Origin of the sequence: Bacillus rhizoplanae (genome assembly GCF_917563915.1) — a bacterium.
Classification (GTDB): Bacteria; Bacillota; Bacilli; order Bacillales; family Bacillaceae_G; genus Bacillus_A; species Bacillus_A rhizoplanae.
In genome coordinates this window covers 1-12,918 of sequence record NZ_CAKJTI010000053.1, presented here as the reverse complement: position 1 = coordinate 12,918, position 12,918 = coordinate 1, and the positions used below count along the sequence as shown (strand labels likewise).

11 protein-coding genes and 3 pseudogenes are annotated in these 12,918 nt (G+C 36.1%); 7 read left to right on the top strand and 7 right to left on the bottom strand.

Features of this window, described 5'->3' with window-relative positions; all coding sequences use genetic code 11:
• Window positions 1-267, bottom strand: a pseudogene (locus LRP84_RS21740) (DUF6262 family protein); the annotation flags it as partial.
• A 282-nt stretch (window positions 268-549) separates the two neighbouring features.
• Window positions 550-1,422, bottom strand: coding sequence for a LysR family transcriptional regulator (locus tag LRP84_RS21735; protein ID WP_230576995.1), 873 nt, complete (start codon window positions 1,420-1,422; stop codon window positions 550-552).
• A gap of 97 nt (window positions 1,423-1,519) precedes the next feature.
• On the opposite strand from LRP84_RS21735, the gene LRP84_RS21730 reads away from it, so the two are divergent.
• Together LRP84_RS21730 and LRP84_RS22710 are read left to right on the top strand one after the other, a co-directional pair.
• Window positions 1,520-2,431: a DMT family transporter gene (locus tag LRP84_RS21730; RefSeq protein WP_230576994.1), complete on the top strand. Its 912-nt coding sequence runs from the start codon at window positions 1,520-1,522 to the stop codon at window positions 2,429-2,431.
• 308 nt (window positions 2,432-2,739) lie between these two features.
• Window positions 2,740-2,832 (top strand): annotated as a pseudogene (locus LRP84_RS22710) (IS6 family transposase); the annotation flags it as partial.
• 229 nt (window positions 2,833-3,061) lie between these two features.
• On the opposite strand, the gene LRP84_RS21725 reads toward LRP84_RS22710, so the two are convergent.
• The 4 genes and pseudogenes from LRP84_RS21725 to LRP84_RS21710 all read right to left on the bottom strand — a co-directional run bounded on the left by LRP84_RS21725 (window position 3,062) and on the right by LRP84_RS21710 (window position 7,568).
• The gene (locus tag LRP84_RS21725; protein ID WP_230576993.1) at window positions 3,062-5,269 is read right to left on the bottom strand and encodes an outer membrane protein assembly factor BamB family protein; all 2,208 of its coding nucleotides are present in this window, start codon (window positions 5,267-5,269) and stop codon (window positions 3,062-3,064) included.
• Window positions 5,270-5,320: 51 nt separating this feature from the next.
• Window positions 5,321-6,050 (bottom strand): annotated as a pseudogene (gene tatC / locus LRP84_RS21720) (twin-arginine translocase subunit TatC).
• A 65-nt stretch (window positions 6,051-6,115) separates the two neighbouring features.
• Entirely contained in the window at window positions 6,116-6,295 is a 180-nt protein-coding gene (tatA, locus tag LRP84_RS21715; RefSeq protein WP_230576992.1) for a twin-arginine translocase TatA/TatE family subunit, read from the bottom strand.
• Between the two features lie 58 nt (window positions 6,296-6,353).
• Window positions 6,354-7,568: a metallophosphoesterase family protein gene (locus tag LRP84_RS21710; protein WP_230576991.1), complete on the bottom strand. Its 1,215-nt coding sequence runs from the start codon at window positions 7,566-7,568 to the stop codon at window positions 6,354-6,356.
• Between the two features lie 436 nt (window positions 7,569-8,004).
• Between LRP84_RS21710 and LRP84_RS21705 the strand changes: the two genes are divergently transcribed.
• The 5 genes from LRP84_RS21705 (at window position 8,005) to tatC (LRP84_RS21685) (ending at window position 12,530) form a co-directional block, all read left to right on the top strand.
• A complete protein-coding gene (locus LRP84_RS21705) occupies window positions 8,005-8,799 on the top strand; it encodes a DeoR/GlpR family DNA-binding transcription regulator (protein WP_230576990.1) in 795 nt (264 codons plus the stop codon).
• A gap of 323 nt (window positions 8,800-9,122) precedes the next feature.
• The gene (locus LRP84_RS21700) at window positions 9,123-9,236 is read left to right on the top strand and encodes a winged helix-turn-helix transcriptional regulator (RefSeq protein ID WP_098311331.1); all 114 of its coding nucleotides are present in this window, start codon (window positions 9,123-9,125) and stop codon (window positions 9,234-9,236) included.
• Between the two features lie 392 nt (window positions 9,237-9,628).
• Window positions 9,629-11,461, top strand: coding sequence for a DUF4073 domain-containing protein (locus LRP84_RS21695; protein ID WP_230576989.1), 1,833 nt, complete (start codon window positions 9,629-9,631; stop codon window positions 11,459-11,461).
• A 39-nt stretch (window positions 11,462-11,500) separates the two neighbouring features.
• Window positions 11,501-11,737: a twin-arginine translocase TatA/TatE family subunit gene (gene tatA / locus LRP84_RS21690; RefSeq protein ID WP_098311325.1), complete on the top strand. Its 237-nt coding sequence runs from the start codon at window positions 11,501-11,503 to the stop codon at window positions 11,735-11,737.
• 61 nt (window positions 11,738-11,798) lie between these two features.
• Window positions 11,799-12,530, top strand: a complete 732-nt coding sequence (gene tatC, locus LRP84_RS21685; protein ID WP_230576988.1) for a twin-arginine translocase subunit TatC — start codon at window positions 11,799-11,801, stop codon at window positions 12,528-12,530.
• 203 nt (window positions 12,531-12,733) lie between these two features.
• Here the strand turns inward: tatC (LRP84_RS21685) and LRP84_RS22730 are convergent.
• On the bottom strand, window positions 12,734-12,918 hold a 185-nt coding region (locus LRP84_RS22730), incomplete at its 5' end, for a hypothetical protein (RefSeq protein ID WP_230576987.1).

Below are 12,918 nucleotides of genomic sequence, written 5' to 3'. Positions count from 1 at the left end.
GACGGCATTTTGATTGTTCTCGTCCCGTTTAATCCTAGAGTCCACAAATGCTTTTTCTTGTTGATTTCGCAAGAAATTGATGCGTTCTTTGAGCTCTGTATGGTTATACAGTGTGGCTTTACTCACTCCGGCTTCTTCTGCCACACTATTGAAGTTAATTGCTTTAGAGCTCTTGGTTAGACGTTTTATAGCTTCCTCAACCTTAGCTATAGTTGTCTGTTTCCTTTTTTCGTGTAGCTGCCTTAGTTGCTCTTCACGGTCGAAATTTGCTTAGCGTATGTTTTCGTTAAAATGTGGGTGGGACCCCATGTCCATCAAGCTAAGGTTTTTATGTACCCCCTAAATGAAAAATTTCTTTCTCTTTAGTTAGTCACTTTGAGAATTCAGCGCATTTTTTCGTTTTAGGAGTGTTTTCTTTTCTTAAGTTGATGGGTGTAGGGAGAATCCAGAGAAGAAATCGCATAAAATCCACCTATAATCATCCCAGCTTTTTATCTGTTAAGAAACTTTGCAACAGAACCCTCATTATCATATATGAGACGCTCTGTATCATTCTGCGAATAGCCCCCCTTGGAACTCTTCAATAAATAGTTGAACAGCTAGTGAAGATTCCCTTAATGAAGGAACAGCTAAAGCAATTTCCCTCCATACTTGAGGTGCTAATTCTTTCGTTTTGACATTTGGAGGTAAATTCGTTAAAGCTAATTTAGCTGATATCCCTAAACCTAACCCCTCTTGAATCATATTTAAAGATGTTTGAATGTTAGACACCGCATACTCAATTCGAAGTGTTACACCTGCTTGTTTAAACATATCAATAATTGGTGGCTCATATCCTCCCTTACCTAAAATAATTGGTTCATCTTCTAAATCATTTATTGTAATAGCTTCTTTCTCACAAAGAGGATGATCATCTCGTAGAACAACAACCATTTTTTCTTTTGTTAACGGTACAATCTCCATTTCTTTATTGGGCAAAATAACAATTCCCACATCAATTACACGTGATAATAGCCATTCTTCCACTTCTTTAAGAGTTCCTTCATAGAGAACCAACTCTAAATTCGGATATTTTTCGCGAAAGATATTAATCATTTTAGGTAAGAAATATGCTGATGCACTTGGAAAGCTTCCGATTCGAATTGTCCCGACTTTATACCCTTTCTCCATCGCAGCCTCTTGCTCTACTTTCTCAACGCCATTTAAAATTTTCCGAAAATGAACAAGAATCCGATTTCCTACGTCAGTCAGAATTAGACCTTTCCTTTTATCACGTATAATAAGCGTTACATCGAGTTCCGACTCAACACTAGAAATAGCATGGCTCACAGCTGGTTGTGTCATATTCAAAACTCGAGCTGCCTTCGTAAAACTTCCTAGTTCAACTACTTTTACAAAAATTTGAAGTTGTGTAATGGTCATAATAAATTACTCATACTCCTTATAAAAAAGATTCATTTTATTTATCGTGTTCAATATTATATCATTGGGAAATGAAATACACCAAGGAGGTACTATCATGACACAGCTTTCACGAACAAAAACGGTCATGCTCCTTTCATTTCTCGTTCTTATATGGGGGATTAATTGGCCTTTATCTAAATTCGCTCTGCATTATACACCGCCCGTATTATTTGCAGGAATTAGAACAGTAATGGGAGGATTCATTCTACTTATTTTCGCATTGCCAAAATACAAACAATTACATCTAAAAGAAACTTGGCATTTATACTTTATTTCAGCTTTATTCAATGTTATTTTATTTTACGGTCTACAAACTATAGGACTTCAGTATATGCCTGCGGGACTTTTTAGCGTTATTACATTTCTCCAGCCTGTCTTACTTGGAATTTTCTCTTGGATTTGGCTTGAAGAAGTAATGTATGGCTCAAAAATTTTCGGTCTTATTCTTGGATTTACAGGCGTTGCTGTTATTAGCTCTAGTGGCTTCACTGGACATATTTCTATCATCGGTATTTTTCTTGCTTTAGGATGCGCAATAGGCGGGGCGCTAGGGACTGTTTTTATAAAAAGAACTGGGAACCGTGTAAATGCTATTTGGATGGTAACCCTTCAACTCATTATCGGTGGATTTTTCTTAATTGGGTTCGGTTCAGAATTTGAAAGTTGGTCTAGCATCGCTTGGAATGTACCATTTGTAATCATACTACTATTCAATTCAATCTTTGTAATTGCAATGGGTTGGCTCGCTTACTTTACACTTGTCGGAGCTGGAGAAGCAAGTAAAGTTGGTGCCTATACATTTTTTATTCCACTTATCGCAATTATTGTAAGTTCTATTTTCCTACACGAAGCGATTACAATTAGCTTATTCATCGGACTATTGTTTATTGTCGTAAGCATTTGCTTTGTAAATATGAAGCCAAAATCACTCCTAACAAAAGAAGCGGTTGAGCCTAAAAGATGTTAATCAAATATAAAGAAGAAAGGGTCTATAAGATGGTAAGCTCTTTCTTTATTACTTTTTACGACGCAATACAAATATACATGTATCGAGCGATTCTATAATAGAAAGAATGGATTGTCGGAATAAAGAATGTACTATAATAGGTGTCTTTTCATAAAAAAACTCCACATGTAGTATGTAAGGAGATTATCTCATGGGTTATTTACAAAGAGTAGGTGGGGAATATTTGACGCTTACGTTATTTATGAGAATTTGGATCATTTTTTTCGTTTTGGGGAACAATTAATTTCTTAACTTGATGGCAATGTATGGTGACCCCTATATACAAACAAAAACGAAGTCCTCAACCAAACTTCGTTTTTTCGACGTATAACGCATTACATGAATTATTAATAGTTTCATAAAACTGGTCCACAATATTCCCCATCTCTTTATGTCTTCGGAAACTTTGTAACAGAACCCGTTAGGAATATATGCATTTTATTCTTTTTTTGCACCAAAACCAAATAAGATATCCACATATTGTTTCAGATGATTTCAAAAGATTGTGAATTTTTTTATCAATTTACATAAATAACAGAACAGCCTACTGCTTCTTTTATCCATCTTTACCAATTAAGGAAATTACGTAACTTATATCCTTATTGCTTGCACAATCCCATCTTGTCCAGCTTGGATGATTTGTCCGTTTTGAACAATTGGTGTAGAGTAAACATAGTCCGTAGAAAAATGATACTCATCAATGATACTTCCATTCTTCAAATCTAGCCCCGTAAGTAAGCCATTTACACCAGAAATATAGACTTTTTCTCCTTCAGCTTTAACTGGTGAAGCATTAAATACGCGTTGTTTTGTTGTTGTTTGCCAAAGCAGTTTACCCGAATAAGGATCAATAGCACTAACTTTTCCCCATTCATCTGCTAAAACAGCCATAGTGTTTTCTATTAAGATGAGTGGCGCGGAATAGAGAAAACCACCCTTAAATTTCCACTCGATATTTCCAGTATGACGATTAAGAGCATATGTGTTCGAAACATTCGAAACATAAACAAGATCTTTTGTCCCTTCCTTGGATGGAACGATTGTTGCTTTTGTTGCCCATGGACTATATATTAACGTTTTATATGGTGTTTCTCTTATCAGAATGGTAGATTCCCATATTACTTGTCCATTGATTCTATCCAATGCATAGGCCTTGCCGTCTCCTGCTCCCAAATAAATGGCTTTATCATCAGCGGTTGGCATCCCAGCAGTAAAACCGCTAACTTCTGTTAACCATTTTATTTTTCCAGTTTGTGCATCCATTAAAACGATATGATGCCCCGATGGAATGATTAGTTCCCCATTATCATAATAAATGTTGCCTAGAACGGGACTTGGCGTTTTACTTTTCCATACTGTTTCACCATTACTGGTACGAATACAATAAACCATGCGATCTGATGTACCAACGTAGATATCGGTTTCCTCATTATTTAATGCTGGCTGTGAATAAATCGGTTCCTTTAGTTTTCTCGACCATTTTTCTTTCCCATTATTCTGATAGATAGCTGTAACGCTTCCGGCTGTTGTTGTTGCAATAACTAGATTTGAAGAAGATATACTTGTTAAATCAGCTTGGATTGGTGCTAGCAGATCTTCTTGCCATTCTAATCTCGATGTACCGTGAGGATCTTCTATTTGTATAGTCTTCGAAGAATCCCACCATTCGGCCCGTTCATTTTTAACTCTGATCTGTAATCGGTATTTTCCTATAGGCATTGAATGCAAGTCTATGATTTTTTCAAAGCGAAGTGAGGAATTGCTTACTTGATTTAGGATTTCCCAGTTACCATCATCCTTTCCGGCATATTTATGGTCAGGCCAGAATTGATAAAGAACCTCTTTTGCTTTTGTACGAGGATCCAAAATAACCTTTAATTCACCTTCTGAAGATTTATACTTTTGTTGAAATAATATAGCCTTTGGCTTTTCATGTTCTGCAGGTCTTGCTCCTGTAAGAGGAATCTCGGTCAGAACCGTTCGACTTTGAATACCCTCTTCATTAATACCTGCATGGTGAACTGATAATAAAGGCTGTTTATCAATGGTCTTTTTTTCTATCCAGAAAAACACAGGTGCATCCTTTGCAGCAGGAAGACTGAAAATATGACAGCCATTTTGCATCCACATTTGTTCTTTGTGAACATGGCCGCTTAAAATCAACCGAACGTTATAGGACTCAATCATTTCAAAAAGAGCTTCTTCATTGGATATAAAATAATTGTTATCTCCAATTGGATAATGCAAGTACAGTACGACTGGGGTTTTTCGTCCGATAGACTTTAGGTCTTTCTCAAGCCAATTTAGCTGGTCTTTCGTAAAAAATCCTGGTTCCTGAAGAAGCTGGGTAGGATCTAAAGCAATAAAATGAATTTCACCGAAATCAAAGGAATATTGTGATTTACCGACCACGTCATGAAAAAGTTCTCCGGCCCATTCGTCCCATCTTACTTCATGATTTCCCCTAATGGCATATAATCGATTTCGATAATTCTCAGGAATTAAACGATGAAATTCTTGATATTCTTCTGGGAGACCAGCCTCTATTAAATCGCCTAAATGAAGAACGAAGGAAGGAATATCTTTGGATTGAAAGCTAGAAAAAATCTTTTTAATATACTCACTTCTGTGTGGTGAGTAAGGTTCAATATGAGTATCCGCAATCACTGCAAATGAGAAATCTTCATTTTCCCAAGAAGACGCGTCGACTTTTATCGGAAATTGACTTAGGAAGAATAAGCCAGCTACGCTACCTGACATTTTTAAAAAATTTTTTCGATTCATTGGTGATACGTTCATTTTTATCTCATCCTTCTTATCAAATATGGTTTATAAATAGATTTTCTCTGTTCATGAAGAAAAAATTTCCGTCTTCTGCAATTTCTTACGATAGATAAAGGCGGATAAAGTAATGCTAATTTCATAGATTAATATCAGCGGAACTAATACGAGTATGTCTGATATAAAATCTGGAGGAGTAATTAGCACAGACGTTATGAGAATCACAAAATAAGCAATTTTTCTGGATTTCTTTAACATCTGAGGATTTATTATTCCTATAGCTGTTAAAAATAGAATGACAACAGGCAGTTCAAACAATATTCCAAAAGGAACGGTCAAACTAATTAGAAAACTAAAGTACTTTTCCGAAGTATAAAATTGCTGAAATCCTTCTCCTGCTAATTTTTACAGGAAGGATAGAACAATAGGAAAAATAAGAAAATAGCCAAAGGAAATTCCCAGAATAAATAGCAAAAATAGTGCGGGAATTAGCATAAAGGTTGCTTTTCTTTCATGCTCTTGAAGGGCAGGCAAAACAAAACGCCAAACATGATATGCAGCTAATGGTATAGTAAGAGCAAGTGAACAGACGGCCGATATTTTGAAATAAATCCATAAAATATCTCCTGGTCCGAGTAAGGCGAGCATACTTTCTAAGTCTTTAACTAGCCATTTATAAATTTGTTCTACAAAAGCAAACGATAAAGCAAAAAAAAACTAAAAAGCTTCCAAGGATATAGATAAGCCTTTTTCTCAATTCTTCTAGATGTATCGTTAATTCAACTTCCTTATCCTTCATGTTTTTCACCTCAATAATAAAAAAGAAGAGAGATAAGAAATATATCCCTTTTCTCAATCCAAAATTTAAATTTTTTCATCTTCCTTTTTAGAGTCCGAAGATACTAAATCCTTCGTCGAATTTTTAAATTCTTTTAACGTATTACCAAATGCACGCCCAATTTCAGGTAACTTAGATGGCCCAAATATGATGAGTGCAATAATTAAAATTAATATTAGACCTGGTACTCCTATGTTTTGTAACATGCTGTTGCCTCCATTAAAAATATTTTTAAACGATTGAGACGAATAAGATGAACTACATTTATCCTTTCACCGCTTTTTCCTTCACTCTGTCATTTAATGGTAAAGGATCCATGCTTTGATCGTTGTTTGTTAAATCAATTCCATAGTCCTTAGCGAAAACCATATGGGTTTCAACAAGAACACCTTCTTTATTTTCATCTAAATTGAATACTCTTGCTCCACGTAGTCTGTTGTTATCAGCACCACCAAGACCGTACGTTCCAAAACCTGTGTTACCAGCATACCCAAGCAAAATTCCATAATAGTTGCCACAATAGGTGTTTATATGATCATGTCCGCAGAAAACTCCTTTAACGTCTCCTCTATCTAACATGGCTGAAAACAAGCCGCTGTTAACCGGTCCTGGGCACTCATCTTCATTTCTTTCTCCTACTATTTTATGCCTTGCCATTGCAAGCTCATGGCTTGCTTGTGTTCTTACGTCTACGCCTCCATGCCACATAAAACGATGCTCCCATAAAGGGATATGAATGAATACGAGTGAAGGAACTTTATAACCGTATTGCTTCTCAAGTTTTTTAGATTGCTCATAGTACCAGTTCACCTGATTGAAACGGAGCCAGTCCCAAGTTGGGTATCCTTTAAAATCTTGCCCGGCTATTTGTGCTGGTGCATATCTTCCGCTATCAAGAAGCCAGAGGTTAAATACGGCTTTATCGCCTTTTGAATTTCTTATTAAGAGGTTCATGTTTCCTGTTCCAGAAAGGCCCTTTTCTCCAGGTTCATTCATATTATATTTGTAATTACTATAGAACTTCAGCATGTCATTCTCATACATTCCAGTCTTGGCTGAACAATCTTCATCATGATTTCCAAATGTAACCGCCCATTTAATTCCTCTTTTTTCCATTGGCTGAGTTACATTATTTAGGGCTTGTTTCATCTCTAATTCCGTATCAATGCCTGATTCAATATTGTCACCGTTAAGAACAACAAAATCCGGCTTCTCTGAGTCAAGAACTTTCTCCATAAGTTCAATTGTTCTGCGATCAATTCGTTCATCATCTTGAGTATCGTTAAATTGTACAACTTTAAACTTGCCATCTGAGTTAAATTGAAGCTTAGCATTTTCTGATTGTTCAGCATGTGCTTTATTAGTCAACAAATCAACCGGCAAACCAGTAGAAGCAACTGTTAACGCAAGCGTACTCACTCCTCCTATTTTTATAAAACTCCTTCTGTCTAACCCTTTGCTTTGATCCTGATTACTCATGAAAATTACCTCCAAATTTTTTAAAATTTTTTAGAGCCTAGCAATCGAAAAGAGAGAAAATAGGGAAAAAAGGTTTATACAGTTTCAAGTACAAGCAATCATTATTTAAGAACTGCCGCCATTATCCCCGTAATCTACATTTCCATCGTAGAATAAAAATATTGATAGAATATTAATTATGCTAGAAATATAAGTAAAAAAAACAAAACAAAATAGCCAAAGAAAACAACAAAATAGCCTTAATAAGAAAAACATTCAGATTATTTATAGTAGAAAAGATAGATGAAAAAGATGCTTTTAGGTTTTGTTTTCTTCTCCATTTTTGATAAATTTACAAAACTTAACATCTTCTTAGGCTTTTTTTTATATTCAGTTCTTATAATTGATTAAAACAAAACAAAACAAATCCAAATGATGGAGGCATTGAAAGTATTGTATGAATAAACATTTAATGACAGAAAGGTATAGAGTAATAATTAAAGAACTTGAGATAAAAAATAAAGTTAATGTAGTGGATTTAGCAATAAAATTAAACGTAACACCAGAAACGATTCGAAAAGATTTAAGCGCGCTTGAAGAGAAAAAGAAATTACGTAGAATTCACGGTGGGGCTATTCGATATTTTTGTTTGATCAAAGAACCTCATTTTAATAAAAAAATCGGCATCTCTCATAATCAAAAAAAAATGATAGGGGAAGTTGCGGCAACTTTTATTATGGATGGAGAAACAGTTGCTCTAGATGTAGGATCAACAACCTTACATATTGCGAGTTCCATTGAAAATGTAAAAAATATCACGATTGTGACCAACTCATTAGCAGCAGCCGAAATCTTAAATAATCGATTAGAAAGCCAACTATTTGATGGCAAAGTAATCGTACTTGGAGGGATAACTAATCCACTGCAACGTTCAATCAGTGGACCATTAACCAATCTGTTATTAGAACACTTTTATTTTGATAAAGCGTTTATTTCATGTGGAGGAATTAGCAAAGATGGAATATGTGATTTCAATATAGATGAAGCAACTGCATCTACTATTATGATGAAAAGATCAAGAAGTGTTTATGTTGTAACTGATTCTTCCAAGATTAATCAGAAGGCTCTTTTTCATATAGGGTCATTCTCATCAATTGATTGTGTTATTTCAGATCAAGAAATGCCCGTTGATTGGTCTAAAGATGCTATGGTTAGAAACCTAAAATGGATTAAAGCAGGTGACATGAATTAAACATTGATTACCATGTCATCTTAAAGAGGCTCCTTATTCGTTTAGATAGTTAGAAAAAACCTATTATGTGCAGTTTCAAAAGTGAACAATTAAAGGGCGCATTTCCAGTTGTCGCTTTTAAATAAAGTCACGGTGTTTATAAAAAAGACGCGATGTTTTGAATAAAGTCGCGACGTTTATAAAAAAGTTGCGATGTTTTGCCCCTTTGGATCTGTTTATCTAAAGGGGTATTTTTATAGTGAAAAGAAGATCTGAACTGAAAGGCGGATTAAGGAAATGTTGAATAGCAATAAAGTTACTCCACTAAGGGGCCATTTAATGGAATAAGGGTTTACCTACGAAAAATCGAATATTCCCTTACAGAGCTCGGAAAATCTCTAGAACCCATTTTATCGGAACTTTGTAAATGGGCTGGTAACTACGCGGAACTATGTTGACTATTTTTGTAAAGGGATACAAGAAAAGAAGAGAATTTGTTCGTAAAATATCTCCATCAAATTCTTATAAAACTGTTTATCATAAAAAACTTAAAAATCCCCTCAATCAAATTTCTTCTCATGTCCAACTTAAACAATATAAAATGTTGTATTTTTTGTTTTATTTACTTTTTTTTAATGTGGAATTTACTTATGATTTATATTTTAGTAACATTTCCCATTTATAATTAGGCACGTACTAATAAAGTCTCGTTAAATTAGGAGGATAAATAATTGTTATAACTATCAAGTTTTAACTTAAAAGTAGTTTCTGAACATCGTCGAAATGAATCTGATGTATCTTCCTGCAGTTGAAATGGTTAATAATTTATGATGAAAAGAGGATCAACATTATGAAAAACGACCAATCACAGAAAAAAACTAAAAATAGTGTTGTTTTTGAAAAAGAAATGAGTCGACGAGATTTTTTACAGGGGACAACGAAAACAGCTGGACTTGCGCTTGGCATCTCGCTTGTTCCGTTTAGTGGTCTTCAATTGAATGGAGGGCAAACAGCCCTTGCTGCAGCCAATAGTAATGTCATCACGATAACGAATCTTGAACAAGGGACAGGCTTGTTCAAAGTTAACTTCCAAGGTACAGGATGGGAACATTGGTCCTCGCACTCTGTTAACAATAAAACAGGCGTCTACTTTGAATTTGAATTTATAGGAGATCAATTCCGTCTACTGGGAGAATTAGATGCCGGAGACGGGATTGCCGCTATCTCTATTGACGGGGGACCGGAACAAAAAGCAGACTTGTATGCACCTAGTAGACAAGCAGGTGTTTATTATGAAAGCCCTGAACTTGAAGCGGGGAAACATAAAGTAAAAGTAACTGTTACCGGGGAGAAGAACGCAGCGGCAAGCAATGCGTTTGTCAGCTTAAGTCAAATTGAAGTGAACATTCCTGCGGATATTTCTTTCATCGACTTAGTCCAAGCCGATGTTCAGCATGCTGGATTTATTGAGGAGGGTACCCATACTCCTGTCATGATTCGATTGAATGAAGTATACAGCGATTTTGTACCGAAAAGCATGAACATTCATTTTGATACATCCATTCTCAAGGTTACCGATGTGACAGGAATGCAAGAGGGATTGAAAGTACAGATGACGGAAGTCTCTAAAAATAAAATCGTAGTCAACTTCACAACTGGAAATCCTTTAAAACAACGAAAGACGGTCAATCTTGCGAAACTAAACGTACAAGCGAAAGGTAAAGTAGGTAAAACTGGCAGCATCACGATTAAAGACCTTGTTGTAGCGGATGCTAATGGTCGGGAAACTGTTATTTCGGAATTGAAAGTGGACATTTCCATCACGAGAAAATCCATCATGACTTTCAACGTCATTAGCGATACTCAAGGGGATACCGTGGATTTTGATACCGCATTGAAGCAAATGAATATCATCAACCCTTATTCCAAAGCGCTGGTTATTAACGGTGATATTACAAACTACGGCGATCCCAAAGAATTTGACGCGGTACGCAATATAATAAATAACAATGCAGTTCCTTTCAATATCATTCCTGCCATGGGAAATCATGATTTGTACAGAAGACAGGATAGCGTAGAGGTCAGGTTTCAGCGTTTTTATGATTTTGCTGGAGTGGACAATCCATACTATGAGCGCAAAGTTCGAGGTATTCCATTTTTAGTGTTGGGTAACGAAAACCATGCAAATTTCAGCACAGACCAAGTATATTTTAGCGATGATCAATTGAATTGGTTGCGCGATCGATTGGAAAAGTATTCGAAAGAGGCCAAACCGGTTTTTATCGCGACCCACCATGTCCTTCGCGACACCGTCTCGGGCTCGTACAAAACGTATTTGGGAGACTATCTGCGGCAAGCAGAGTTTATGGATATTATCGGGTATTACCCGAATGTATTCGTGTTTACAGGCCATTCACACTGGTCTTTGGAATTGCCAGATTGGGCGGTAAATGTTAAAGTACCGGGCGGTCATAAGAAAGGCATTACAGTCGTTAACGCCGGTGCCATTCAAACCGGATGGATGCCGACGAATCCGGAACCCGGAGAAATGATACACCCAGAAGGCGGCGCTTTTAATCAAGGCTTGCAAGTACATGTATTTGAGGATGAAGTTGTCATCAAAGGCCGGAATTTTAGAACCAATAGTTGGATGCAGGAGTACATTGTGCAAATCGATAAATAACAGTTTGAAAAATGTTATATAAATAGGAGGTCAATTAGAATGTTACAAAACATAGGGATTCCTGGTTTGATTTTAATACTTGTGATTGCGTTGATTATTTTTGGACCTTCCAAGCTGCCGGAAGTAGGCCGGGCTTTTGGACGCACGTTAACTGAATTCAAGAGTGCAGCCAAGGGGTTAGTATCTGATGAAGATAAAGAGGAAGAGAAAAAGGAAGAAAAAAAGCCTGAATTAACGGCTGTTGAAAAGAAGCAGGAGAAACCAGAAGTTTCATAATCATATGTAGACGAGGTAACTCGTCTATTTCTTTTATATATAAAAGCAGGAGGTAGGCATTATGGAAAAAAAAGATTTACATCTTATTGAACATTTAGAGGAACTTCGTCAACGAATCATTAAAACCTTACTTGCATTCATTGTTTTTCTCATTGCCACTTTTATTTTTGTAAAGGATATTTATGATTGGCTAGTTAGGGATCTTGACGGAAAGTTGGCCATCTTGGGCCCAAGTGATATTTTATGGGTGTATATGATCTTATCAGGTGTATTTGCCATAGCGGCTACGATTCCTGTAGCCGCCTATCAGACATGGCGATTTGTGATGCCGGCGCTGACCAAGGAAGAGCGTAAGGTGACTTTAAGTTTTATTCCGGGGTTATTTCTTTTGTTTATGATGGGAATCTCTTTTGGTTATTTTGTCCTGTTTCCGAACGTGTTAGGATTCTTAATGAAGTTGTCTGCAGGGCAGTTTGAAACCGTGTTTACGGCAGATAAATATTTCCGGTTCATGATTAGCTTGAGTCTGCCATTTGGCTTTCTATTTGAGATGCCCTTGGTCGTGATGTTTTTAACGAGATTAGGAATTCTTAATCCAATGAGATTGGCTAAGGCAAGGAAACTGTCCTATTTTTCTCTTGCTGTCGTATCGATCTTAATTACGCCACCTGATCCTATATCGGATATCTTGGTTATTGTTCCTTTGCTTCTTCTTTATGAAGTGAGTGTCACCATTTCCAAGATTGTTTATAAGAAAAAGCTTATAGGGGTAGAAGGAGCAATTGTGACGTGAAGTGCAAAGTAACTTACAAAAAATGTAATAATTCAATTGATTTCGTATAATTAAAGCAATCATCTTAATAGATGTTTACCAAAAACCATAATTTTTGAGTGTAATCTCATTTAGAAAACTTTGCAACAAAACCGATATACGGTTCTGGTGCAAAAATAGAATAAAAGATAATAAAGCGCATAGATTCCTAACGGAATCGTATCTTATGCTGCAAGTCCAAACAATTGATGGATGAATTCTTTCTGATTTTGGACAGACTGGTTGGACTTATCCCCGTCAAGTAGACAATTGTAAAAAAGACTATGCAGCCATCGAAATTCGATATTCGATCGGAGCTCGATGATTGAGTCGTTTTTGGAATCGTTTGTAGTTATAATGATAGATGTAT